Source organism: Roseburia sp. (genome assembly GCF_041325975.1).
GTDB lineage: Bacteria > Bacillota > Clostridia > Lachnospirales > Lachnospiraceae > Roseburia > Roseburia rectibacter.
The window spans coordinates 1,507,332-1,534,023 of record NZ_JBGLEJ010000004.1 but is presented as its reverse complement, the minus strand read 5'-3'; the positions used below and the strand labels follow the sequence as shown (position 1 = coordinate 1,534,023).

The window sequence follows — 26,692 nt, the reverse complement described above, 5'->3', positions numbered from 1 at the left end:
TATTTTTCAATATGTTAGCAGATCTCTGCTCCACTCGGCATTGCTTTTTCCGGTGTCATCAGCGCAAGATTGCCCTCTGCATCCTCTGCGCATAATAACATTCCTTCCGATAAAACTCCGGCAAGTTTTGCTGGTTTTAAGTTTACAAGTACCATGACTTTTTTGCCGACCATCTCTTCCGGTGTGTAATATTTACGGATACCGGAAACAATCTGTTTTACCTGGCTTCCGACCTTTACCTGGGAGCATAATAATTTCTTTGACTTCGGCACTGCTTCACAGGAAATGATCTCTCCGACCTGGAACTGCATTTTCATGAAGTCATCATACTCGATCTCCGGTTTTGCCTCGATATCGATTGCTTCGCCTGCTTCCTCTGTTGTCTCTGGCAATTCACCAAGTGCTCTCTGCTCTGCCTCAAACTCTGCTTTCTGTGCTTCACGGATCGCATCGATCTTTGGCATGATCTCTTTTGCATCCAGACGTGCAAAAAGGATTTCCGGTTTTTCCGTTACTTTATTTCCATTCTCATAAAGTCCGAATTTATCGAGATCATCATATTCACGCATACCTGTGCTAAGCTGCGCTAAGATACGGTCTGCTGTCTCCGGTAAAAAGCTCTTTAACAGACATGCTCCGATGGTGATGGATTCTACCAGATTGTAAAGAACTTCTGCCAGACGGTCTTTTGTTGCCTCGTCCTTTGCAAGTACCCATGGTGCTGTCTCATCGATATATTTATTGCAGCGGCGGAATAAGTTAAATACCTCTGTGATTGCATCTGCAACACGCAGGTTTTTCATTTTCTCTGCAACTTTATCCCTTGTAGATGTTACAACTGCCTTTAAATCTGCATCAACTTCCTCAGCCACACCTGTACTCTTTACTACACCGTCAAAATACTTGTTGCTCATGGAGATCGTACGGTTTACAAGGTTTCCAAGAATATTTGCAAGGTCAGAGTTGTAACGCTCAATGACAAGATCCCAGGTAATGATTCCGTCATTTTCAAACGGCATCTCGTGCAGTACAAAGTAACGTGTCGCATCCACACCGAATAAATCAGCCATATCATCTGCGTAGATCACATTTCCTTTGGATTTACTCATCTTCTCGCCACCCTGTAAAAGCCACGGATGTCCAAATACCTGTTTTGGCAGCGGCAGATCCAGTGCCATCAAAAAGATCGGCCAGTAGATCGTATGGAAACGGATGATATCTTTTCCGATCAGATGTAAGTCTGCAGGCCAGTTTTTGTTGAACAGCTCACTGGAATTGCCATCTGCGTCATATCCGATCTTTGTGATATAGTTTGTCAGCGCGTCTAACCAAACATACACAACATGTTTCGGATCAAAATCAACCGGAATACCCCAGGAAAATGAGGTTCTGGATACACAAAGATCCTGTAATCCCGGAAGCAGGAAGTTGTTCATCATCTCATTTTTTCTGGAAACCGGCTGGATAAATTCCGGATGCTCATTAATGTAATCGATGAGCTTGTCAGCATATTTGCTCATTTTAAAGAAATATGCTTCCTCTTTTGCCGGCTGGACCTCACGTCCGCAGTCCGGGCATTTGCCGTCTACAAGCTGTGACTCTGTCCAGAAAGATTCACACGGAGTACAGTAAAGTCCCTCGTAGGAACCTTTGTAGATGTCACCTTTATCATATAATTTTTTGAAGATCTTTTTTACCTGTTTCTCATGATCTTCATCCGTTGTACGGACAAAATTATCATAAGAAGTGTTCATCAGATCCCAGATACGTTTTACTTCTCCGGCAACGTTGTCTACATATTCCTTCGGAGTGATACCAGCGTTCTCGGCTTTCTCCTGGATCTTCTGACCATGCTCGTCTGTTCCGGTCTGGAAGTAAACATCATAGCCTTCCTGACGGCGAAATCTTGCAATTGCATCTGCAAGTACGATCTCGTAGGTGTTTCCAATGTGTGGCTTGCCTGATGTGTAGGCAATCGCTGTTGTCATATAAAATTTCCCTTTGCTGCTCATGTGTATTTCCTTCTTTCTTAAATAATTTGCTTATGGATGCGGATTATAACAAAAAAGTCCCGTCCTCTAAAAAGAAGACGAGACGTTATCCCGTGGTACCACTCCCATTTACCGGCATAAAATGCCAGCCTCATTCTGATATCTCACGGACTGCCCGGATACATACTGCCCCGGTGCGCATCTGCTGTAATATCTCCCGCTGTAACAGGCGGACCTGTCGGGACTTATCTGTCGTTTTCTAAAACAGTTCAGTCCTGCCACTCCAAAGCCATCTTCCATCTATGTCCGCCCGTTTCCTCTCAGCCTCATTCCGGTTCGACCTTTCATTTTCTGTGACACAGTTTTTCTTAAAATACATGTCTCACAACACCTTTCCCGGAATTATAGAAACTTCTCTGTAAAGTTCCAACAGATGTACTCTCTTTTTCATGGTGTTTTATTTTTTACGATTATTTTCAATCTAGCATGGAATGTGTAAAAAGTCAAGCGCCTGACCCTTTTTGTGCGATCACGCAATACCAGTTTACCCGCTCAAATTCCGGCATTGGAAAGTATGCCGGGAAGCATTTTACTTCCATATTACGATATCAAAGTACCTTTAATTGATCCATAAGAACATCTTTGGAGTTTTCTTAACCATGCCGATTACATCATATCCAATCTCTTTTACAGCATGAAGCGTACCTGGAGAGGAAAACCAGCTGTCAAAGAGAACATATTCCGTAGGGATTACCGCCTTTTTAGCAGCTTCCAAAAGCGAAAGCATGGCGGAGGTTCCTTTTTCCATGGACAGTTTCCTGCGTTTGTATCCAATGGTCCTTTTGTCTACATTTGCAGCTTGATTGATTTTGAGCAACTCAATGATATCAAAACCAGACGGTTTCATGCTATATTTGTGCCAGGTATTATTGGATTTTCAAGGTGCATAGGCACTTATTCAAGTGCGGAGTTTGAGTCACTAATATTTAGCAGAAAATAATTTATTTTTTTTATGGATTATTCCAATAAAGTATGATATCTTTTAATCGTCTATGGACAAATAAATGTTATAAAAGATCAATAATTTACAAAGGAAGGCAAACCATCATGGAAAAGATCAAAAAGCGTATAGCTAACTTAAAGGTTGCAGGAAAATTACAAGTATATCGAATGACAGTGCTTGTTATGACATTATTTTTAGTGTTGGTGGCACTGATCTCGACATTAGTAATTCGCTCAAATATAGAGAAGATCACGGAGGTCTGGTCTCCGTCATTGGAATATCTGCAGGATTTAGAGACAATGACTGCGAAATACAGAATCAAACAGTATCAGCATCTGGTAGAATCAGATACCGCGGACATGAACTCCTGCGAAGAAGAAATCCAGAAGCTGGAGAGTCAGATTCAGGATACCTCTGCGAAGCTGGATGCAATCATGTCTGCAGACAGCAAAGCTCAAAAAGGACGGGATGATTATGAAGTGGCAAGCGCTGCATGGGAAAAATATAGGGCTGCTTCCGATGAAATTTTGAAGTTAAGCCGTGAGGGTAAACAGCAGGAAGCAGCGAAGCTGATGATCGGAGAGGTGTATGAAGAATATAAGTCTTTTACTGAGAAATTAACTTCATTGCGTGATGAGTTCCAGGTAGAATTAGATCGGGCAAAGACCATGGCCAAGGTATGCACCATAATCATATTTGTTGTGATCGTGGCAGCGGGTCTTGCGATTGCTGTAGTGACGACACTGATCGGAAGCATCATTACCAATTCCATTACAGAGCCGGTAGAACAGATAGAAGCAGCGGTTGCCAGTCTGCGTAAGGGTGAACTGTCTAACGTAGAAATGCTTACCTATGAGTCTGAGGATGAGTTTGGCGATACCATCAGGAATCTGAAAGAAGCCATGGGTATTCTGGCAGATTATGTCAGGGAGATCTCCGCGGAGGTTAAGGCAATCGCGCAGGGTGACCTGACCAGAAATGGTGATGAGATTACAGATTTCCTGGGAGATTTCTCAGAATTGAAGACATCACTGCTGTATATTCTGAAGCGCTTTAACAGTACCCTGACCGAGATCAGCGATCTGGCAGAACAGGTATCATCGAATTCATCCGAGGTGGAAAATGCATCAAAATCCTTGGCGAACGGTGCAACAGAGCAGGCAGGAGTCATCGAGGAATTGAATGCCACCATTGACACTGTCGTGGATCTGGCTGCAGATACAGCGAAAGAAACGCAGAGCGCATCAGCACGTGTAAAAGCTTCTGCAAACAAAGCGAACGAAGAAAAAGAAAAAATGAATGAGCTGCTCACGGAAATGGAGCACATTACAGAAATCTCCAAAGAGATCGGTAATATTATCACCGATATCGAGACTATTGCATCCCAGACCAATCTGTTATCCCTGAATGCTTCCATAGAAGCTGCCAGAGCAGGAGAAGCAGGAAGAGGCTTTGCAGTGGTTGCGGATCAGATCGGCAAGCTGGCAGCAGACAGTGCAAAGTCTGCTGTAAATACGAGAGATCTGATCGATAAGACCTTAGTGGAAATTGAAAAGGGAAATACGATCACAAGAACAACAGCAGACGCATTCAATCAGATCATTGCAGATATGGAGTCCTTTGCAGAGCTTGCACAGAACACCATGGAGAAAGCCAACTCCCAGGCAGAGTCCTTGGAACAGATCGGTCAGGGAATTGAACAGCTGTCCGGTGTGGTACAGGGCAATGCGGCATCATCAGAAGAGAATACTGCGATCAGTATTAATCTGGCAGAGGGAGCAGCCAAGATGCATGACCGCGTGAATATCTTTAAGTTATTCTAGAAAAATGGCAGGGATAGGGTGAAGTTGTCAAAAGGAAGGTACTTGTTGTGATTAATGATATATTTAATGTGTTTGGAGAGCAGACAGCAGAAATCTTATTTGAGATTATTACAGAATGTATGGATGATTATCTGTTTATATTTGATCTGCAGAATAATATCTTTGAGATCTCACAGTCAGCTGTGACACGGTTTAATATATCGAAAAATCTTCTGACAGATGCTGCAAATGAAGTTATGAAGGTAGTGTATGAGGAAGACCGCAGGATGCTTACAAAGCATCTTGCGGATATATGCGAAGGAAGAGAAAAGGTACATAATCTTCATTACAGGTGGCTTGATAAAGAAGGTATGCCGGTCTGGATCAACTGCCGTGGTATCGTGATCAATGATCAGCAGGGAAGGGCAGAGTATCTGGTCGGATGTCTGAATGAGACCGGCAACAAGAGAAGAGCCGATAATGTTACAGGACTGCTTGGTGGTCCGGAATTCCTTGCTTACCTGTGTTCACAAAAGGCACCTATTTCCAAGGGCTTTTTGATGCATGTAGGAATTGATGATTTCGGAGCGATCAATAGCTCCAGGGGAGCTGATTATGGTAATTATATCCTGAAAAGTGTAGCCGGCTGCATGAAGGAATGCCTTTCAGACAAGCAGAGAATTTACCATCTGGTAGCGGATCAGTATGTGATCGTGGATCTGGATGCTTCTTCTGCGGAAGACGCTGTGGCACTGAAAGAAAAGATCACAGATAAACTTTATAATTTTATAGTAGCCGAAAATTATGAAGCTGTATTTTCCGTTTCTATTGGTGTTATAAATGCAGCAACATTTTGTGAAGGGACTGAAGAATGCCGTAAAAAATTTGAATTTGCTCTGAAACAGGCAAAAAGCATGGGTAAAAACGGATTCTATATTTTTAATCAGGATGACTATGAGGTCTTTTTACGAAAAGGAAGAATCATAGCAGCACTTCGTAATGCTATTGTAAACAATTACGAAGGCTTTGAAGTCAATTATCAGCCGATCGTGGACTGCCAGACGGAACAGATCATTGGAGCAGAGGCGCTAATGCGTTTTTCCATGATAACGGAAGAAGGACAGAAGCTTGTTTCACCGATGGAATTTATCCCATTGTTGGAAGAGACCGGATTGATTATTCCCGCCGGAAGATATATTTTGAACGAAGCCGCAGCAATGTGCTGTGAAATGCAGAAATATATTCCGGACTTCCGGATGAATGTAAATGTATCCTATGTTCAGATCCTGCAGGGCAATGTAGAGCGGGATATTCTGGATGTGATTCAAAAGTACACTTTAAAGCCGGAATGTTTATGCGTTGAAATGACAGAAAGCGGATTTATGGATATGACACCAGCATTCTGCAAATTCCGTAAGAGCTTGGACACGAACGGGATCCCCTTCGTGATCGATGATTTTGGAACAGGATATTCGAATCTTCATTGTATACGTGATATGAATCCGAGTTATGTGAAAATGGATAGGGATTTTACTGCCAAGGCGATGAACAGTGCCAGAGATTATGAATTATACAAAAATATCATCCCGATGGTACATAGCATTAACGTCAGGATATGCGCAGAAGGCATCGAGGAAAAGGAATGGCTCTTGAAAATGAAAGAAATGAAGGTTGATTATCTGCAGGGATATTATTTGGGCAGACCATGTGGAAAAGAACAGTTTTTACAACAATATGCCAGAGGCATCAACGTTAAGTAAAGAAGGTAAGGCAGACTCAGCTATATGGGGCTGCCTTATTTTATGGCCTTATCAGAAGGATGAATTTATAACGGCTTCTTTCAGTTTTTCCAGGTCATTGGCATCAGGGTGAGACAATGCACAGTCAAAATTCTGGATCAATACATCCAGATTCTGCGGATGATCGGGAGCCTCCTTCATTTTCAGGTAGCGTTCCCGGACAGACTGCGGCATTCTGCCCTGACACATATACTCACCGACGATAACATTGCCTGCATCAATGAACTGCTTAACCTGACTCAGGATTTTCCGGAAATAGATATCACTGCCCCCAAATATGGTTATAAAAATGGGGACCGTCCCAGTATCATTGGTTCTTTTGTCTACATTTGCAGATTGATTTTGAGCAACTCAATGATATCAAAACCAGACGGTTTCATGCTATATTTGTGCCAGTTATTATTGAATTTTCAAGGTGCATAGGCACTTATTCAAGTGCGAAGTTTGAGTATATAAAAAATCTGTACACCCGGCTGCACTCTTATGCTGCCACGGTACACCTATCATCGCAAACTGCGCGAAACAGACGCTCTGCTTATGCAAAGATTTTCGCTGTTATCGCCTGTTCTTTTGTACTGCTGCTCGGGATACATGCGATTCCTACCCTTTTCTCACATGATTTTTCGAATCCGGGAACAAACTCTGACCTCAGTTCCAATGATCTGACCGGACAGGAAACGGATTCTGACCTTGCAACTGCAAATTAATATATTTTTCTCCATTCCTTTCATCATCAAAATATGTTACACTAAAAGCAATTTAGTCCCTGTCTGTCTGACAGGAGTATTTGCGCAGCATGCGCAGGAATGGAGAGTTTATGAAAACAAAAGCTTATGTACCAACCTTATTGAAGTTTGCACTGGCTTTTACTTTTGCATTTATTCTGCTTATTTTGGCAAATGTAAATGTCGAAGCAAAGACTGCAACTGTCACAAATTTAAAAGAAACAGATATTGAGCCTTACGAAAATCCAGATATTACCCTTACCTGGGATGCGGTTTCGTCAGGTGACCAGACCATCTATTATCGTCTTGAAACAAGCGAGGACAAAATCACCTGGAAGGATGAAGGTTCCTATTACGAACCGACTGCGAAAATACATGCTCCGTCCGGCAAATCTGTTTTTTATGCGCGTGTCTGCGCCTACACTGCTCCTGCCGACTATTTCTATACGGACGATAAAAATCTCTGTGATATTGGAAACTGGTCTGACACCTTAAAAGTTGTTGCACGGATCAGCGATAAAACATCAAAAATTACAGGAACCAAAGCAACCGCTGCATCCCTGTCCTTTAAATGGGCAGCCGTTTCCGGTGCATCCGGATATAAAGTTGTATATTATCCAAGTGGTCTTTCTGATCTTTCCAAGGAACTTACCACAAGTACAAATTCCTGTACGATTAAAAACTTAAAAGAAGATGGCTCTTATGCAATCTGCGTTTATGCCTTAAACAGCAATTCTGACTTTACAGTTGTTTCTAATACTTACACAGAAACCTATGCCACAACACTTCCAAAGAAAATACGTGATTTTAAAGTGACAACTGCTTATCCCGGAGATGCCAGCTTTGAATGGAAAGGCATTAATGGTGCCAAAGCATTTCAGTTGCAGATAACAAAAGTTTCTGATTCCAAAAAATTTAAAAAACCGATTGTAAACGAAACAAAATTTTACAGTTACCTTGGAACATATACCAATTCAAAAAAAATCAAAGCAGGCACTTTTTATTCAGCAAGAGTCCGTTCCTATGTCACACTTGCAGGCACTAAGCAAAAAGTTTACAGTCCATGGAGTACCGTCATTACTTTTGGCACCTCGCCTAAAAAGATTACTGCAAAACAGTCCGGCTCAGGAATAAAGATCAACTGGTCAAAAGTTTCCGGTGCTTCCGCATATGAAATATACGTTTCCACAAGCTACGATACGAAAACTTTTACGAAAGTAGACACCGTTAAAAGTAAAAACACCAGCTACACCCTGAAAAAATTTAAAAAGAAAAAGCTGAAAAAAAATACCATGTACTACATCAGTGTCAAGCCGGTCTGCAAAGTCGGAAAGAAAAATTGTTCCACAACTGTTTATGTATCCAATCCTACATCAGTATTTTATAGCAAATAAAAAGCTGACCATAAAATGATTGATTGTTAAAAATAAAACCGGATGTTTAAAAAATGCAAATCTCTTATATACATTTTTTAAGCATCCGGTTTTATGGTGATTATACACAAACTTTTTTCTAACACTTGCCGTTTCAACTTTCCCATGTTACTCTACATTTATCGCAATTCAAATTTCATTTCTGTGAAATTCATTTTCTGAATATCAGTCTTTTATGTCCCGGCAATTCGCCAGCTATTTCAGAAAAGTATTGTGAAAACCATTTTATTTTTTTATAATCAAAGGAGAATATGATATGGGGAAAAACACACGAAAAATCCATCATACAAAACGGGTTTTTGTACAAAAGAAATACCGGGATGCGTTATTCCGTAAAATTTTCAGTGAGCGTTCTGTCCTGCTTGAATTATATAACGCGCTGAACAACACTGGTTACTCAGACGAAAAGGAACTTACTGTTTACACCATTGATGATGTAATTTATCTTGGCTACAAAAATGATGTATCTTTCATCGTTCGTGGAACACTAAATCTGTATGAGCATCAGAGTACCTTAAATCCAAATATGCCGCTTCGCGGGTTGATTTATTTTGGTAAACAATATGAAAGTTACATCAAACAGCACAACTTAAATATATACGGGAAAAAACAGCTTAAAATACCTTCTCCTCAATTTGTTATTTTCTACAACGGAATAGCCCCTTTGGAAAATGATGCTGATTATACAGAGCTGCATCTTTCAGACGCATTTGAACTGACAAATAATTCAGATGATACAGCAAAACTCCCTTGCCTGGAATGTACCGCAAAAGTCTATAATATTAATTACGGACACAATAAAGAACTGATGCTTCGGTGCAGAACGTTAGAGGAATACTCTATTTTGATCAGCAGAATCTATTCAAAGATTTTGGAAGGAATTTCTTTAGAACAGGCAATTGATTTCACGGTACAGGATTGTATTCATGATAATATTCTCCGTGATTTCCTCATAAAACACAGATCGGAGGTAGTTGGAATGTTACTGGAAGAATTTGATATGGAAGAGTATATCAAAATGGAACGCAGGGACAGCTATGAAGATGGAAAATGCCAATATCGTATACACGTCATTCACACGATGTACCAAAAAAATATTCCTGCTGAAAGCTGCATCAACATGCTGGATGAGGATGCTGATTTTGTAAATCATATCTACCAGTTATGCCAGCTTCACCCTGATTGGAACGACAGCAACCTTTTTGATGCTGTAGAAAGCAATTAGACACATCATATCCTGAGTCAAGTCTCACTTTTTGTATTTTATAATAACATGATGTTGGGGCAGAACAGATCATTTCAGGTATCTGTTTTGCCCCTCCAGTTTAAAAATCAATTCCTATCATGTATTTTTTATTTTTTCGGCACTTACTCCACATTTTTCGTTGCGATCACATCTACACCTGTCCCTGCAACATCTTTCACAAGCACATCCCCGATGTGCACCGGAGCAGCAACCTCAACATTTTTCAATGCTTTGACACAGTCAAATATTTTTCCTTTCGGAATATCTTCTTTTGTCTTTACAGAAACCATTGCTTCGCTTCCGCCGGTGATCCTTACTGTAGAGGTAACGATTCTGGTTGGATTTGTCACTTCCTTCCTCGCATAGATATCACCGCGCTTACAGGTATTCCCTGTAACACTGACAACTTCACCGTTCTCCATTTTTACAGTCAGCGGACAGCCCATCGGACAACCGATACAGATTAAATTTTTCTCTTCCATTGATATACCTCCATTTTATTCCTGCTCGATCTTGACTGTGATCGTCTTTAGATCCGGGTACTGCAAAAGCTGCTCTTTTGTCAGTTTGATCTCTTCCATTTCTCCCGGTGCCACGACCGGACGTTTTCTGTGGATGACTCTCTCATCATCAAAATAAGCGCTGACGTAACAGTTCTTGTATACACCGCCCACACGGAAACGGACTGTGATCTGCTCATCCATATTAGCAACATTGATGGTTCCCGGCACCGTATACCGGACACCCTCGATCGGATTTAAAACAATGTCGTTATCTCTTGCTGCCTTCACGCCATCTGCTTTCACATAAACTGCTGCATTTTTTCCGGCTGTCTTTGCCTCTTCAGATACAAAATCCACAAGATCATGTACATGCAGTACATTTCCGCAGGCAAACACACCCGGAATATTCGTTTCAAGACTCTCATTTACTTTTGGTCCTGATGTAACCGGGTTCATGTCAACCCCCATACCTTTGGAAATCTCATTTTCCGGGATCAGTCCGACAGAAAGTAAAAGTGTATCGCAGCTATATTCCTCCTCAGTTCCTGGGATCGGTTTTCCCTTGCTGTCAACCTCAGCCAACGTGATTCCCTCTACACGTTCTTTTCCCTTAATATCCACAACCGTGTGGCTTAACTTTAACGGGATTCCATAGTCATCTAAGCACTGTACGATATTACGTTTCAGCCCACCGGAATATGGCATTAATTCTGCCACAACCTTAACCTTTGCGCCCTCAAGTGTCATTCTTCTTGCCATGATCAGGCCGATATCGCCGGAACCCAAAATGACAACTTCGCGTCCAGGCATAAACCCTTCGATGTTTACCAGACGCTGTGCCGTTCCTGCAGAATAAATTCCTGCCGGGCGGTATCCCGGAATATTTAACGCTCCACGGGGTCTCTCGCGGCATCCCATTGCAAGAATAACTGCTTTTGCCTGAATTTCAAACAGACCGTCTTCGCGGTTCATTGCAGTAACTACTTTTTCATGGCTGATATCCATGACCATGGTATTTAATTTATATTCAATTCCAAGTTCCTTTACCTGCGAGATAAATCTTCCCGCATATTCCGGACCTGTCAGTTCTTCCTTAAATGTATGCAGACCAAAACCATTGTGGATACACTGGTTTAAAATACCGCCTAATTCTTTGTCTCTCTCTAAAATCAATATGTCATCAATTCCGTTATTTTTTGCAGAAACAGCAGCCGCAAGCCCTGCCGGTCCACCTCCGATGATTACGATATCATATGTTTTCATGCTCTGGCTCCTCCCTCTTACAATCTGTCCTTGTTGGTTCCGACAATAATTTTTGAATTTCCGCCTGATTTTGTGATCTCAGACTGACTCACACCGCGCTCTCTTGCTAAGATCTCCATTGTTCTCGGCGAGCAGAATCCCGCCTGACAGCGTCCCATTCCGGCTCTTGTGCGGCGTTTGACACCATCTAGTGATTTTGCACCGAGCGGGCGTCTGATGGCATCAATAATTTCTCCCTCGGTGATCATCTCACAGCGGCAGATAATATTGCCATACTCCGGTTTTTCCTTAATTAAGGCCACTCTTTCTTCTTTGCTTAAAGTATTTGGATTTAAGATGCCTTTGCGCGTTGCGATAAAATCTTTCTTTTCTTCCAAATGCATTTTTTCTTTTAACAGACCTGCAACCATTTCTCCGATCGCCGGACTGCTCGTAAGCCCAGGTGACTCGATTCCGGCACAGTCGATAAAGCCTTTTGCATCTTCTGCCTCTTCAATGATAAACTCATGACCATCTTCATGTGCACGAAGTCCGGCAAAAGAAGTGATAACCTGACGCATCGGAATATTTTTTACATTCAGATTCGCCCCGGCGATAACCTGATCTAAGCCTTCTCTTGTCGTGTTCGTTCCTTCTTTGTCCTCAATATCAATCGCAGTAGGTCCTAATAACAGGTTTCCATGTACCGTCGGCGTGATCAGAATACCTTTTCCATATTTACCTGGAAGTGCAAAGATCGTGTGGCTCACATGGTTTCCGGCACTCTTGTCAAGCAGGCAGTAATCGCCGCGTCTTGGTGTAATATGGATTTTCTTTTCACTGACCATATTGTGAAATTTATCCGCATAAACACCTGCCGCATTGACGACATATTTTGTTTCAAACACGCCCTGATTCGTATGAACCTCCCAGATCTCCCCTGTTTTTTTCAGATCTGTTACTTCCGTATCAAACTTAAATTCCACACCGTTTGCATTTGCATTCTCAGCCAGTGCTATATTTAAATGAAATGGGCAGACAATCCCGGCACTCGGCGCATATAAAGCCGCATAGATATCATCCGCAAGATTTGGCTCCATTTCATGTACTTCCTCTTTCGATAAAATGCGCAGTCCCGGCACACCGTTTGCCACACCGCGGTCATAAAGCGCCTTCAGATTTGGCATATCCTCCTCGTCCTTGCAGACAACCAGAGAACCTATCCGCTTAAACGGAAAATCAAGATCTTTGGAAAGCTGCTCCATCAAGGCATTTCCCCGTACATTTAATTTTGCCATCAGGGAACCTTCTTTTGCATCATATCCCGCATGTACGATTGCACTGTTTGCCTTGGATGTGCCGCAGCAGACATCTTCCTCTTTCTCTATCACACATACTTTTGCATTATAACGCGACAATTCTCTCGCCGCTGCTGCGCCGGATACACCGGCTCCGATGATAATTACGTCATACATTTTCCATCTCTCCTTTTTTACTTTGTTCTTCTGGTATCTAACCCGGAGGGCTTTTTCATTCATAAGATGTAATCTCCTATGAATAAAAAAGCCTGACAAGTAAGCGCACCCATGCTGTTGCGATTATCCTGTCAGGCTCTCTTCTCTCTTGCCCCTCAACAATAGATTGCAGGTTCCACATGCACATCTACTGTCATAAATATAAAATTGTCATATAAAGTTACTTATCGCATGACAAACATACGGTCTACCATGGAATTGCTCCATATAGCAGTACTGCAGCAATTGCTCCGATCACCGGTCCCACCAGCGGAACAACTGCATATCCCCAGTTGGATGTTCCTTTTCCCTTAATCGGAAGAACGGCATGTGCAAGACGCGGTCCGATATCTCTTGCCGGATTGATCGCATATCCGGTCAGTCCACCAAGTGACATACCGATCGATACAATGATTCCAAATACAAGAAACTTTCCAAGTCCATCGGTAAGTCCCGGCACATTTGCCATACCTTTGATCGCAAATACAAGGATAAACGTTCCAACTGCCTCACTGAAAATATTCTGTCCCATGTTCGGAATAGAAGGCGCTGTACAGAACACCCCAAGTTTTGTCGCCTGATCCTCTGTTGCATCAAACTGTCCTTTAAACAAAAGATATACGATCACCGCTCCAACAAACGCTCCTGCAAACTGTGCAATGATATATCCCGGAACCATTGCCCAGTCAAAACTTCCGTCAACTGCAAGTGCTAACGTCAGCGCCGGATTAAACGATGCTCCCGATGCTGCTCCGAAAATAAATGCCGGCAGCATAACCGCAAGTCCCCATGCAAATGTGATCTGGACAGTTCCTCCACCCTTCATGCCAGATTTGTTGAGATTTACGTTTGCAACAACTCCATCACCTAAGATGATCAGAATCATAGTTCCCAAAAACTCTGCTATATATGGTAACATACTATCCCCCCTTATTCAATTAACTTTACCAATACATTACAATCTTTACCTTCCCTATACAAAACCTTCTTTTTAATCTTCCTTTGCCCAGCCGTATGCATATTTGACTGCTTTGTTCCAGCCTTTGATCATTTCTTCTCTCTTTGCGGCATCGATCTGCGGCTCAAATGTCTTGTCGATTGCCCAGTTTTTAATAACATCCTCTTTACTTGACCAGTAACCGACTGCCAGACCAGCAAGATATGCAGCGCCCATCGCTGTTGTCTCTACACATTGCGGACGATTTACCGGCGCATCAATAATGTTCGCCTGTGTCTGCATCAGGAAATCATTAGCACTTGCTCCACCGTCAACTTTCAAAGCGGTAAGATCAATTCCGGAATCTGCTTTCATGGCAACCAGAACATCATTCACCTGATATGCCAGAGATTCCAATGTTGCACGGATAATGTGATATTTATTGACGCCACGGGTAATACCTACGATCGTACCTCTTGCATACTGATCCCAGTGAGGTGCACCAAGACCGGTAAATGCCGGAACTACATAACAGCCGTTCGTATCTTTTACTTTCTTTGCCATGTATTCAGAATCAGGTGCAGAATCAATGACTCTTAATTCATCTCTTAACCACTGGATCGCAGCCCCCGCCACGAAAATAGAGCCTTCCAGTGCGTAATTAACTTTTCCATCCAGTCCCCATGCAATCGTAGTTACCAGACCATTCTTGGAAAATACCGGTTTTTCGCCTGTGTTCATTAAAAGGAAACATCCGGTTCCATATGTATTCTTTGCCTCTCCTGCGTTAAAACAGGTCTGACCAAACAATGCTGACTGCTGGTCTCCGGCAGCACCTGCGATCGGGATCGGTCCACCAAGGTAAGAAGGATCTGCCTCCCCGTAAATACAGCTTGACGGTTTCGGCTCCGGCAGCATACATTTTGGAATATTTAACTCTGCTAAAATCTCATCATCCCACTGAAGAGTGTTGATATTAAATAACATTGTTCTGGATGCATTGGAATAATCGGTCACATGAACAGCGCCTTTTGTCAGTTTCCAGATCAGCCAGGTTTCTACCGTTCCGAATAATAATTCACCTTTTTCGGCTCTCTCTCTTGCACCCGGTACATTGTCAAGCAGCCATTTTACCTTCGTGCCTGAAAAATATGCATCAATGACAAGACCTGTTTTTTCCCTGAATTTATCGGTAAGTCCTTTTTCTTTTAAGGTATCGCAATATTCTGAAGTTCTGCGGCACTGCCATACGATCGCATGATGGATCGGCTCTCCTGTTTCCTTATCCCAGACGATCGTTGTCTCTCTCTGGTTGGTAATACCGATTGCTGCAATATCCTCTGCTGTCGCATTGATCATGTTCATCGCCTCAACTGCAACACCGAGCATACTTGCCCAGATTTCATCTGCATCATGTTCCACCCAGCCCGGCTGTGGGAAGTACTGTGTAAATTCCCTCTGTGCCACGCTGCACATCTCACCTTTCTCGTTGAACAGGATACATCTGTTGCTTGTGGTTCCAGCATCCAGTGCCATTACATATTTTGCCATACTTTTTCCTCCTCTTTCTTTTGGCTTTATTTAATATTTAAACTGCTCCCCCCAGAGCATTATAAATATTCGTAAAATTGATTGTTCTTTTTTTCTATTGAAATATATTATTTTTTACCTTACATATTCCAGACTTTATGGTTTGTGGATGATACCGCCATCGCACCCGCTGACAATGCTCCCATCACGTCTTCTTTATCTGTGATCAGCCCTCCCGCAATAATGGGTACTTTTACCGAATGACTGATCTGTGCAATGATCTTTGGCATTACTCCCGGAAGCACCTCGATAAAATCTGGTTTTATCATGTGCTGTTGCTGCCTGATATTTTCAAATGCCATCGAATCCAGTAAAAATACACGAAGTACTGTATACATAGACATTTCTTTTGCTTTTTTGATCAGTGACGGCTTCGTGGAAATAATTCCATCCGCTTCGGTCTGTTCTTTAATAAATTCAACTGCAATCTCCTTTGGACTTAAACCACTGATGAGATCCATATGCACCATTGCAATCTTACCTGCATCCCTGATCGTCTTTACAATTGATCCAATAGAACAGACATCTCCAAATAAAATAAATATGACTCTGATATCATCATGCTTACAGCATTCTGTCACATCTTCCATATTTTTTACCGCTGCAATGATGGGATTATCCACTACTGCTTCATAAAAATTCTGATTCATGCTTTCCCCTTCCCAGACACCTTTTTCCTAATTCATATGTATACAACTAATGGTCACCTCATGACGTTTTTACATTGCAGTTTTAATATAACATAAAAAAGAGCGACAATACCAACGGCTTCATCGGCCGTTCTATTCGCTCTCCTGTCATAGCTCTCTTATTAAACTGACTGCATCATATCATAATGCACAATGCAATGCAATACTTTCTTGATGCTTTTTATCATTTTTGTTTGTGTTTTACAGTTTTATTCGTTTTGTTTTATATATAATGCACAATTCCGTTTCTTTATCCAGAGCCTCTTTGTTATATTTTTATCAATATATAACATTTCGTTTCATTCTGTCTAAAAATCATCCAAATCAAACTTCTTACCTGTCATTTTATCCGGTCTGTTATGATGCTCCGTCCATACTGTTTAACTTTTCCTCACATGCCTGCGCCGTGCGTGCTCCCATGCCTAAATCCATACCAAAGATTCCATATTCGTCTCCTGCTAAAAGTCCGACGATCTTAATGTCTCCATCTTTATTATCCTGAAATAGCAACGTAATACAGGTAGAATTGCCCGGTATAACATTGTATCTCTGATAGATTCTGACCGTAACATCCATTCCCTGGGACGTCATGCTGTATTCATCCCGGAAATCTAATTTATGCTTTCCTTCTTTCAACAGCATATCTGTATTTTGGATCACATTCTTCAAGTTACCATGAACTACCTTCTCAAATACAGCCATATGACACGCCTCCCCCAAAATGTTTTTCCTGCGCAGCTACTATTTAAAACTGATTTATAACAATTTTACATCATTGATTTTGTAACGTCAATTACGCCGCCAGCACTCCAAGCACTGCCTCCGCCAGCTTTTTGTGGCCTTCCTTATTCAGATGTTCTCTGTCCTCTTTACTCGGCTCTGCCACATCGGATGCTGCAAGGAAATCACAGTCATATTTTTCTGCAACTTTCTGATAAACCTCCTTCAGACCTTTTGATACTTCCACAGATCTCTCATTAAACTCCGGATCATATCCCGGCTCCCAGACACCTTCCCCAAGCTGTATCGGGGAGATCAGTAAAATCCGGATATTCTGATCTGCCTTACGTATCTGCTCCACCAGACGTTCCACACCAAGACCGATCACCTCTGCTGAGGCATTGTAAAATGTCTTGCAGTCATTCGTTCCAAGCATCAAAACGACACGATCCACCGGTGCATGACTCTCTAAAAGAGTTGGCAGCAATGCAGCTCCTTTTCTTCCCTCACGCAGCTCATCCTCAAAAACCGTTGTCCTGCCGCACAGTCCTTCCTCAATGATGCGGTAGCCTTTTCCATATAACTGCTGTTCGATCAGCCCTGTCCATCTTGTATCTCTGCCGTAGCGGTTTTTCGTTCCCGGTATCAATCCATAAGTATTGGAATCTCCAAAGCATAATATTTCTTTCATAGTAATCTCCCTTCTATCTGAACTATTTTGTATCCTCATCGTCTTATTTCCTACTATGTTAATATGAATACTATGTTTTGTCAACAAAAAAATATGTTGACAGAAAACCCTGTCCTTAACAATGACAGAAAACCCTATCCTTAACAGGATAGGGTTACAAATCCAATATTTATAAGGCAGATCAATGCAAGCAGTGTCACCGCCAGCTTTCCGCCTGTCTGCTTTAATTTTTCTGCCACAGCATCTTCCATACGGTAAATGCAAAACATTGTCACAAACAGCAATATAAAATACAGGGTGATATAAACACGCTCACCGGAAACATAGATCGTCGCCATAAATCCAAGGATCATGCCTGCACCAAATCCGCATCCCAACATAAGAAGCGCGTAAATATACTCTATCGGCTGCTCTCCCAGGATAATCCACAATGCATAAAGCATCGCCGCCACTGTGACTGCAAGATACACCATCGGAAGCCAGGTAGAAAGCGTGCCCCAGCTCCATTCTGTGATCTCCTGCGGCATGACAAACAGACCTGATAATCCCGGATAAGCAGTACGCATTGCCGTCTGTCCGAATAAAATCAAGACCGGTAACGCAGAAATAATGGTCTTTTTATAGTCATCCGTTTTTACATAGACAAGCATTGCAAGCACCAATGCAACTGTCAGAAATACGGCATCGCAGTTTGCTATAAACACACGCTCAATACTGAGCAGACCAAGATACAGTTTATCTCCAAATCCATATGTCTCAAAAATTGGAAGATCTGCAATGCTGACCGCATTTCTTCCGGCATTTCCCGGACAGAGCAGGATTGAGATCAGTGTTATGATATTAACAAGTACCATTCCTGCCAGATACAGATTATTGCTGTGTATCACTTTTTTGTCTGTCAGCGTGCTTCCAGCAGAATCCTGCACCAAAGGCGTCTTTTTAGATTTCCCACAAATCAGATAAATGCCATACAATATAAAAATCACAAACAGGATCACCGCTACGTGCTCATGACTGCTTGCGATCACACAGACAAGTACCCCTGCAATACCTTCCACAATATTGATTTTCTTATGTACCAGCATTTTTTTCAGCAGAAATCCAACAAAGAACATTCCCCAGACCGGCCAGAAATAATTTACCGTTGTGGTAATCCAGCCGGCCGTTCCCATATCATGAAACGGATATAAAAGAACCGCCGCTGCCGCACACCAGTCCATCAGTTTTCCGCCATCAAATATTTTTGAGATTAATACCGGAAACGAAATAAAAAGCGTCAGATCAATGAGTCTCCACAAAATTGGATACTTTATGATCCAGACAAGAAGAAACTCTATCACAAACCGGGATGTCCACGTCTCATAACGCTGTATCAGATAATCCCACAATCCAAGTTCTGACGTTGCCTGCGAAAAAAACACATCATCTCCCGCCATCGGACGAATCCTTAGATGATAAATAATCCCCACAAAGGCCACAATGAAAAAAGGCATTAACTGACGCAGATCTGCCCGGGCTTTATTCTGATTTTCCACGCATCCGGCTCCTATTCCTCAAATATATCGTCCATTTTTGTTCCGCAGCTACTGCAGAATGCTGCTCCCTGTGGCATTTTGGCACCACATTTCGGACATTCCACGGCTCCCTGAAGTTTAAATACTTCTGCGCGCATGCGCTCAATCTCTCCAAGCGCCTCCGTGATCAGGAAAAAGTGCTCCTGTTCCGGTGTCTTTTCTTCGCCTTCTGCGCTCTCTTCATCCTTGTGTTTCTCATAATATGCTTTTCCAAGTTCCGCATACTGTTTTTCCACAAAATCTTCTTTGGATCTGATATCCATCTTTAACTTTGCGATCCCGGATACATCCTTCGCTTTCTGACCAACATCCTTACCTGCACTCACGATTGTCTCGCTTAACTTATCAAAAAACTCCATACTGTGCTACCTCCCTGAATTGGTTTCCTGATTGTTTCTATACTACGCAGTACCTGTTTTGACACTGCTCATTGCTTACGCACATTATACTCTTTTCCTAATATATCTTCAATAAATAAGGTCTTAACTTTATATAAAATGGGGTTAATCGCTGCTGATTACACAGTACGATTGATATGATCTGCCCGTTCAAATGGTGTGTCGCAGGCTTATGAGTGGCATCCCTCGCAAAGCCGGAGTAATTTTTGTTCCGTTGTACGAAAATAAGGCAATCTAAATGTGCCTGATGTAGGTTTTCTCGGAGTGACGTGACCGGCAGACCAAGATTTTCTAATTTTCTCCCAAAGTCACCAAAATCTGCTCCGGCTTTTGTCAATGAATGTTTCGTTAAAAAAATATTACCTTATGCAGTCCATACTTTTTTTACCAGACAATCTAATAATATCAGTATGATTGCGCACAAAATTATATATGTGGAATTTAATGGTGTTATACAACCGATGATTACCATTATACTTGATATAAATAACACTGCATTATGTATTTTCCTATGTCTTGAACAATCAATCTTTTTCCATATATAGCATGCAATAAGATATACTATAATTAAAATTATGATTCTATCCATTATTTCACTCCTGAATACATATCTTCTTTACGTCTAATACTGGTATATTTAATTCCTCATTGTAACACTTATGCAATCTATTTTTTATTTCTTCACATTTCAATGTAGGATTTATGCTTTTTGCCAATGCAATTGTTCCTGTAACATATGCTACTGAAATAGACACACCTTCGGAATAAGTATATGTGTCCTCCGGCATTAAACAATATACTTTCTCCGCCGGAGCATATATATCAATTTTTTCTCCATATCCAGAAAACTCATATATTTTACCATTTATCCCCAAACCTCCTACACATATAACATTGGGTAACTCAAAACAACCTGGATACACATGTTATTCATCTACATTAGAACTATTTTTCCCACCTGAGCAAACAAAAATTGCATCTGAACATTCTTTCATTATTGTATATAATTTTTCACTATATACTTCCATATCCCAACTACAATTAAAAAGACGAATTCCCTTATTATATCCATATTTAATTGCATTAACCACATCATCAACTTGATTATTAGAAATTTCTTGATCGTTATGATATATTACACTTTGTAAATCAGAAGATGTAATATCTATACCACTATCTATAATTCCCGCAATAATGTTTTCATTTCCATATGTTTCCTTCCAAACATCTTCTATATGTATTTTATTTTTTCAATATTCAGTCTGTTCGCATCCTGCAGTCTGTATAAATAATGAAGCAAAAATTATATTTGCATCCTTTCGCTGGTGTTCCATCTGCTAATGCTTGTTTACTTCCTTTTGATGTTTTAGCCCATTTAAACGATGGTGGTGTTCCTAGCATATTATAATACGTTATGCTTTTTGAATTTGTACTATAGGCAAAACCTCCACTCCATGCAACACCAATTGTGTCTGTATAACTCCAAGGATAATAACACTTTAGCCAATTAAATGATTCTGTAACTTTATATTTAGAATTTTTTCGCTTTCCATCTTTATATGTTGATTGATTGAATACTGTTTGTGAAAAACTTAGTTTTGAAGTAGCAATTGATGAGAGCGATTTAATTTTTTAAACTGTCAAAACAGAATTATACTCTTTTCCCTGTATTTCTTCAATAAACACCTTTTTCATCTTATACATTATCTTTCTTATCTCGTACAGATATATATCAGATATCCTGCATAACATGCAAGCAGCACCACACCTTCTTTTTTCTCTATATGAAGCCTGCTCCATGCAAACACCCATACAAGAATGCTTACCAACACCAGAAGTATACTGTCCACCACATTTTCCATAATAAACGCTACCGGACTTATCGCTGCTGTCACTCCCAGAATAAACAGAATATTAAAAATATTTGATCCGATCACATTTCCAAATGCCATATCAACTTCATTTTTTCTTGCAGCTACCACAGAGGTGACAAATTCCGGCAGGCTGGTTCCCATTGCAACGATCGTAAGTCCAATCAGATTCTGGCTTAACCCGGCTTTTACGGCAATCGCTGACGCACCATCTACAACAAAATCCCCGCCAAATTTAATAGCCACTGCACCACCCACAATATATAATGCACATTTCCATGCAGGATAAATTTTATATTCATTGTCAGATTCTTCTAAATTTGCTGATTCCGCATGTGCTTTTAATGCAGACTTTACCATCCAGACTAAAAATCCAATAAAAAGGATTAACAAAATCACCCCATCTGTTCTTCCTATCTCCATGCCGAACCAGCCCAGCACAAGAAGAAGTACCACACACACAACAGAAAGCGGTATTTCTTTTTTCAATGTATTTTTCTGCACAATCAGAGGTGCAAATAATGCACATGCACCACACACCAGCATTAAATTAAAAATATTTGACCCGATCACATTGCTGACAGCCAGCGCATTGTTGCCTGCCAGCGAAGCTGTAACACTGACTGCAAGTTCCGGCAGACTTGTCCCCATTGCAACAATTGTAAGTCCTACAATCATGGATGGAATCCTCAACGACTTTGCCACGGAAGAACTTCCTTCAACAAAAAAATCTGCACCTTTAATCAACAATACAAAGCCCACTAATAATAAAACGATTGATTTTAGCATCTCCATCATACACATTCTCTCCTTTTTTATTTTCCATTTTCTGTTTATCCCAAATAGGTGGATTTTCTTACCAAAACACAATCTGGCATCTGCTGATCATATTCAATAATTATAAAATCCCCAGATGTGTCAACAGAATCCTGACTCCAAGCAGCACTAAAATGAGCCCTCCGACAAACTCTGCCTTTTTTTCGTATTTATTTCCAAAAAAGTTTCCAACATAAACCCCGCCAATCGAGATACAAAAGGTGGTGATTCCAATGATCGTGATTGCCTCCACGATCGGATAGTCCAGAAATGCAAATGTGATCCCGACTGCAAGTGCATCAATACTTGTCGCAACTGCAAGCACAAACATCTCTTTGAGATCGAGTGGCGCATCTAGTTCTTTTACCTCATCCTCTTCCTGATCCGGTTTTATGGATTCGATGATCATTTTACCACCGATCACTCCAAGAAGTATAAATGCGATCCAATGGTCAATGCTTGTGATATATTTTTCAAACTGACTTCCCAAAAGCCATCCGATAAGAGGCATCAATGCCTGAAAACCTCCAAAAAATAATCCGATCACAAGTGCCTGTTTCTTGTTGACCTTACGCATCCCAAGTCCTTTGCAGATCGACACTGCAAATGCATCCATGGACAGCCCGACGCCCATCAGGAACAATTCAATAAAAATAGCCATCTTTTTTTACCCGCTTTCTTTTTGTATCAGACATTTTCCGTGATGTTTCCTCAGTTATTTTGTACTGTATGCGTCATTCCTGCAGTGATTTCCAATTTCTGACATACTTTAAATGATAATATTTCTCAAATAAATATGACAAAAAAAGAGACTCCACGTATATTCCTGTACCGGATATCCTCGCAGATATCCCTACAAAAATATACATGAGTCTCATTCTTTAAGATTTGCCAGGTTCTTTTCGTGTGTGCCCACCAAAAGAAACCGGTATGTTGACAAACCACGCGATCACGCGAACTACTCCCTCACGGTTTCACAGACTGCTTTCCTTCAAAACAGCCTGTGCTCATCATAAGTTTTTCACTTATGCCAAACGCTGTTTTCACATCATATCTTATACACCATGATTTGTCAATGAATGTTTCGTTAAAAAAACATTACACCGCTGCAAGCGCGATTCCAAGGAACACATAAAACAACAGCAGTGCAAGAAGTGACAGCAATCCTGTCTGCACCCAGTGCGCGAGGAAATCATTGTGCGCACGCTCCATGATCCTGCCGGTGCTCTCCGCATAGATCATCTTTCCAACATAATCATTTTGCGGAAACACTTCTGCAAAGGTGTCCGGACCGCTCCCTTTTAAGATATAATGTTTTAACATTGGGAGTATCCTTGACCAGATGTAAAGGCGGCCGCTTCCTAAATATTCCAGTCCGTGGAAATTAGCATGCGGTATTTCCACCATCTCATCCGCTTTTCCCCATTCTGTCTCATAATAATATCCCGCAGCAAGTTTTGAAAATTCCAGTGTATAATCATCCAGCCAAAATATTAATTCTTCTTTTGCATCCATCTGTATTGCATTTGCTATCCTCCCCCCAATGCGTTTTTGATGCACTGAGGGGATTAGTTTTTCCCAGGCAGTCATCCTCCGTATCGTCATCTTCGTAGTCTACATCAGAAAATGCCACCAATTCCTCGTTTTCGTCCTCGTCGTCTGTATTATCAGAAGCAACAGAAGCGATTTCCGGGTATTCGATTTCATCGTCCTGCACACCAAACAGAACCACATGAGCGTTGACTCCGTCCCAGATAACCTTACGCACGATGGTGCGGATGGCTGCTCGTTTCTGCTCTATGGTCATTTCATCAATGCCATCCTTAAAGACAGTCAGCAGCTGACGCATCAAGTCAAACTCAATATCGCTGAGAGCATGCTGTGTGGTCAGACCCTCCAGCTCCTGAATACGTTTTTCAAGGGACTGGTATTCCTCGTTCAACTGCTCAATTCGTTTGGTTACATGCGCCTTGGCAGGGCTGTCGCCCATATCTACAAGGGCGTCTACCAGAGAATTGATTTTCTTCTCGGTTTCTGCCTTTTCCTTTCTCATTTCATCAAGTCGCTGCTCATAGTCCATGCGATTGCCGGTATAGAATCTACGGCTCTGTTCCAACTGTGCAATGAAAGTATCCTTATCCTCCGCAAGCATTTTAATCTGCTCGACCACAGCCATATCCAATGTATTGCCATTGGCATTCTTGCTGTTGCATACAGACCTCTGACTGCGTTCCTTCATTTTGCATACATAGGTATAAATTACTTTTCCATCCGCAGTTTTGCGCTTGCTCATTTTCGGATACATACGCTCACCGCAGCTACAGAATAGCAAGCCAGTCAGAAGCGCTTCATTACTGCGTGGCTTTCTAAAGGATTTGGATTTATTGCGTTCCAAAGATTCTTGAATCTGTACCCACACTTTACCCGGAATCAGTCCCGGATGCTTGCCAACAGATACAATCCATTCACTTGCAGGAAGGTACTTTGTTGCTCTGCCTTTTTCCTGATCGGTACGGTTGTAAGCCATAATACCATGCTTGTTGTCAAAGGCATCTTTGTCTGAAAACAAGTCCGTATCATGCTGAGTAAAGAATTGATAGGCATCTTCATCCGCAATGCTGCGGAAGAAATCGTCTTAAATGAATTGATATATTGTTAAAAATGAAGGCCATCACGGTTCTCTATTTGAGAACCAGTGATGGTCTTTATCTTAATGCGAATTTAATGCCATAACCGGCACGCTAATACCCATTTTATGGTTGAAATGCAATAATACAATTAAGAAAACGAACGTTGGAGGTGTTGAGATGGGGAAACTGGAACGTAAATTATCCTCCTCACAGATGATCATTCTCGGTTTTGCCGCTGTCATATTGTTGGGTGCGCTGCTTCTGATGCTGCCGGTATCCAGTAAAGGTGGAGAGATTACACCGTTTCTGGATTGTCTGCTGACATCGACTTCGGCGGTTTGTGTGACCGGACTTGTGGTTTATGATACGGCGGCACATTGGACAGTGTTTGGGCAGGCAATCATTATTGTGTTAATTCAAATCGGCGGCATGGGCGTTATCACAGTAGCTGCTGCGATTACAATGGCAGCAGGAAAGAAAATCTCCTTGATGCAAAGAAGCACAATGCAGGATGCAATTTCCGCACCGCAGGTTGGCGGCATTGTCCGATTCACTGGTTTCATCTTGAAAGGCATCGTAATTATTGAGCTTTTGGGCGCAGCGATCATGGCTCCTGTGTTCATCGGGGATTACGGATTTGGCGAAGGTCTTTGGATGGCAGTATTTCACTCTATCTCAGCCTTCTGTAATGCCGGTTTTGACATTGTAAATGATGGTATTCTGTTTAATTCTTTGATGGGATATGCTGCAAATCCAATTATCAATCTGGCAATCATGCTACTGATTATCATCGGCGGACTTGGATTTTTGACTTGGAGAGATATTTGCACCAACGGCATCCACATAAAGCGATACCGTATGCAAAGCAAAGTTATCCTTACTGTTACCTCAGGATTGATACTGATTCCAACGGTCTACTTCTTCTTTTTCGAACTGGCACATCTTCCGTTTGCAGAACGCTTTTGGGGAGCCTTGTTCCAAGCTGTTACGCCGAGAACAGCAGGCTTTAACACCGTGGACTTGAATGCAATGAGCGAAACTGGACAGATGATTACATCATTGTTGATGATCATCGGCGGTGCGCCCGGTTCTACGGCAGGAGGTATGAAAGTTACTACCTTTGCAGTAATGATATCTGTCGCAGCGGCAGTCTTTCAAAAACGTCAGAATGGTTGTTTCTTCGGGCGACGCATCGATGATGATACCGTAAAAAATGCGGCAACGGTGTTCTTTATGTATATTTCGTTATTTCTTCTTGGTGGCATAGCAATCAGTAAACTGGAAAATCTTCCGCTTGTAACTTGCCTGTATGAAAGTGCATCGGCGGTTGGCACAGTCGGTTTGACACTGGGTATCACACCGGAACTTGGGGCTATAAGCAAACTGATTCTGATTGCACAGATGTATATCGGCCGAGTTGGTGGGCTGACGCTGATTTTCGCTACACTGCCGGCAACAAAAAACACATTATCAAAACTCCCTGTCGAGAAAATCTCGGTAGGTTAAGAACAAGGAGGT

The 26,692-nt window shown here is 41.7% G+C and carries 22 protein-coding genes and 1 pseudogene; 5 read left to right on the top strand and 18 right to left on the bottom strand.

Annotated elements, in window-relative coordinates; all coding sequences use genetic code 11:
- Window positions 1-14 precede the first annotated feature (14 nt).
- Both metG and ACDD58_RS10720 read right to left on the bottom strand, forming a co-directional pair.
- Window positions 15-2,012 (bottom strand): methionine--tRNA ligase, encoded by a 1,998-nt coding sequence (gene metG / locus ACDD58_RS10725; RefSeq protein ID WP_370777383.1) that lies wholly within the window; start codon window positions 2,010-2,012, stop codon window positions 15-17.
- A 598-nt stretch (window positions 2,013-2,610) separates the two neighbouring features.
- The gene (locus ACDD58_RS10720; protein ID WP_370777381.1) at window positions 2,611-2,799 is read right to left on the bottom strand and encodes a hypothetical protein; all 189 of its coding nucleotides are present in this window, start codon (window positions 2,797-2,799) and stop codon (window positions 2,611-2,613) included.
- A gap of 299 nt (window positions 2,800-3,098) precedes the next feature.
- On the opposite strand from ACDD58_RS10720, the gene ACDD58_RS10715 reads away from it, so the two are divergent.
- Together ACDD58_RS10715 and ACDD58_RS10710 are read left to right on the top strand one after the other, a co-directional pair.
- Window positions 3,099-4,817: a methyl-accepting chemotaxis protein gene (locus tag ACDD58_RS10715; RefSeq protein WP_370777379.1), complete on the top strand. Its 1,719-nt coding sequence runs from the start codon at window positions 3,099-3,101 to the stop codon at window positions 4,815-4,817.
- 47 nt (window positions 4,818-4,864) lie between these two features.
- Window positions 4,865-6,556 carry an EAL domain-containing protein gene (locus tag ACDD58_RS10710; protein WP_370777377.1) on the top strand — a complete coding sequence of 564 codons (1,692 nt, stop codon included), beginning with the start codon at window positions 4,865-4,867 and terminating at the stop codon, window positions 6,554-6,556.
- Window positions 6,557-6,607: 51 nt separating this feature from the next.
- Here the strand turns inward: ACDD58_RS10710 and ACDD58_RS10705 are convergent.
- Window positions 6,608-6,919 (bottom strand): annotated as a pseudogene (locus tag ACDD58_RS10705) (flavodoxin family protein); the annotation flags it as partial.
- 493 nt (window positions 6,920-7,412) lie between these two features.
- Between ACDD58_RS10705 and ACDD58_RS10700 the strand changes: the two are divergent.
- Window positions 7,413-8,714 carry a fibronectin type III domain-containing protein gene (locus ACDD58_RS10700; RefSeq protein WP_370777375.1) on the top strand — a complete coding sequence of 434 codons (1,302 nt, stop codon included), beginning with the start codon at window positions 7,413-7,415 and terminating at the stop codon, window positions 8,712-8,714.
- Between the two features lie 295 nt (window positions 8,715-9,009).
- Complete coding sequence (locus tag ACDD58_RS10695; protein WP_370777374.1) at window positions 9,010-9,978, top strand: hypothetical protein; 969 nt, start codon at window positions 9,010-9,012, stop codon at window positions 9,976-9,978.
- Between the two features lie 143 nt (window positions 9,979-10,121).
- On the opposite strand, the gene ACDD58_RS10690 is transcribed toward ACDD58_RS10695, so the two are convergent.
- From ACDD58_RS10690 to ACDD58_RS10620, 15 genes are all read right to left on the bottom strand, one after another.
- Window positions 10,122-10,481 (bottom strand): DUF1667 domain-containing protein, encoded by a 360-nt coding sequence (locus ACDD58_RS10690; protein WP_006857089.1) that lies wholly within the window; start codon window positions 10,479-10,481, stop codon window positions 10,122-10,124.
- A gap of 15 nt (window positions 10,482-10,496) precedes the next feature.
- A complete protein-coding gene (locus tag ACDD58_RS10685; RefSeq protein WP_118209267.1) occupies window positions 10,497-11,765 on the bottom strand; it encodes an NAD(P)/FAD-dependent oxidoreductase in 1,269 nt (422 codons plus the stop codon).
- A gap of 17 nt (window positions 11,766-11,782) precedes the next feature.
- Window positions 11,783-13,219: an NAD(P)/FAD-dependent oxidoreductase gene (locus ACDD58_RS10680; protein WP_370777372.1), complete on the bottom strand. Its 1,437-nt coding sequence runs from the start codon at window positions 13,217-13,219 to the stop codon at window positions 11,783-11,785.
- A 247-nt stretch (window positions 13,220-13,466) separates the two neighbouring features.
- Window positions 13,467-14,177 (bottom strand): MIP/aquaporin family protein, encoded by a 711-nt coding sequence (locus tag ACDD58_RS10675; protein WP_117920833.1) that lies wholly within the window; start codon window positions 14,175-14,177, stop codon window positions 13,467-13,469.
- A 72-nt stretch (window positions 14,178-14,249) separates the two neighbouring features.
- On the bottom strand, window positions 14,250-15,746 hold the full coding sequence (glpK, locus tag ACDD58_RS10670) for a glycerol kinase GlpK (RefSeq protein WP_015519905.1): 1,497 nt from the start codon (window positions 15,744-15,746) through the stop codon (window positions 14,250-14,252).
- A gap of 119 nt (window positions 15,747-15,865) precedes the next feature.
- The gene (locus ACDD58_RS10665) at window positions 15,866-16,435 is read right to left on the bottom strand and encodes a glycerol-3-phosphate responsive antiterminator (RefSeq protein ID WP_117920834.1); all 570 of its coding nucleotides are present in this window, start codon (window positions 16,433-16,435) and stop codon (window positions 15,866-15,868) included.
- Between the two features lie 396 nt (window positions 16,436-16,831).
- Window positions 16,832-17,176, bottom strand: coding sequence for a DUF6054 family protein (locus ACDD58_RS10660; RefSeq protein WP_370777369.1), 345 nt, complete (start codon window positions 17,174-17,176; stop codon window positions 16,832-16,834).
- A gap of 91 nt (window positions 17,177-17,267) precedes the next feature.
- Window positions 17,268-17,885, bottom strand: coding sequence for an SGNH/GDSL hydrolase family protein (locus tag ACDD58_RS10655; protein ID WP_370777367.1), 618 nt, complete (start codon window positions 17,883-17,885; stop codon window positions 17,268-17,270).
- A gap of 140 nt (window positions 17,886-18,025) precedes the next feature.
- The gene (locus ACDD58_RS10650) at window positions 18,026-19,420 is read right to left on the bottom strand and encodes a hypothetical protein (RefSeq protein ID WP_370777365.1); all 1,395 of its coding nucleotides are present in this window, start codon (window positions 19,418-19,420) and stop codon (window positions 18,026-18,028) included.
- 11 nt (window positions 19,421-19,431) lie between these two features.
- The gene (locus ACDD58_RS10645) at window positions 19,432-19,818 is read right to left on the bottom strand and encodes a zinc ribbon domain-containing protein (RefSeq protein ID WP_015561532.1); all 387 of its coding nucleotides are present in this window, start codon (window positions 19,816-19,818) and stop codon (window positions 19,432-19,434) included.
- Window positions 19,819-20,450: 632 nt separating this feature from the next.
- Window positions 20,451-20,780: a S8 family serine peptidase gene (locus ACDD58_RS10640; RefSeq protein ID WP_118598686.1), complete on the bottom strand. Its 330-nt coding sequence runs from the start codon at window positions 20,778-20,780 to the stop codon at window positions 20,451-20,453.
- A 789-nt stretch (window positions 20,781-21,569) separates the two neighbouring features.
- Complete coding sequence (locus ACDD58_RS10635) at window positions 21,570-22,526, bottom strand: calcium/sodium antiporter (protein WP_370777363.1); 957 nt, start codon at window positions 22,524-22,526, stop codon at window positions 21,570-21,572.
- 100 nt (window positions 22,527-22,626) lie between these two features.
- Window positions 22,627-23,205: a manganese efflux pump MntP family protein gene (locus tag ACDD58_RS10630; protein ID WP_370777361.1), complete on the bottom strand. Its 579-nt coding sequence runs from the start codon at window positions 23,203-23,205 to the stop codon at window positions 22,627-22,629.
- A 437-nt stretch (window positions 23,206-23,642) separates the two neighbouring features.
- Window positions 23,643-24,059, bottom strand: coding sequence for an O-antigen ligase family protein (locus tag ACDD58_RS10625; RefSeq protein ID WP_158570868.1), 417 nt, complete (start codon window positions 24,057-24,059; stop codon window positions 23,643-23,645).
- Window positions 24,022-25,113 (bottom strand): recombinase zinc beta ribbon domain-containing protein, encoded by a 1,092-nt coding sequence (locus ACDD58_RS10620; protein ID WP_370777359.1) that lies wholly within the window; start codon window positions 25,111-25,113, stop codon window positions 24,022-24,024. The genes ACDD58_RS10625 and ACDD58_RS10620 overlap by 38 nt, the downstream gene beginning before the upstream one ends.
- Window positions 25,114-25,351: 238 nt before the next feature.
- On the opposite strand from ACDD58_RS10620, the gene ACDD58_RS10615 reads away from it, so the two are divergent.
- Window positions 25,352-26,680, top strand: coding sequence for a TrkH family potassium uptake protein (locus tag ACDD58_RS10615; protein WP_241070816.1), 1,329 nt, complete (start codon window positions 25,352-25,354; stop codon window positions 26,678-26,680).
- Window positions 26,681-26,692: the final 12 nt, after the last annotated feature.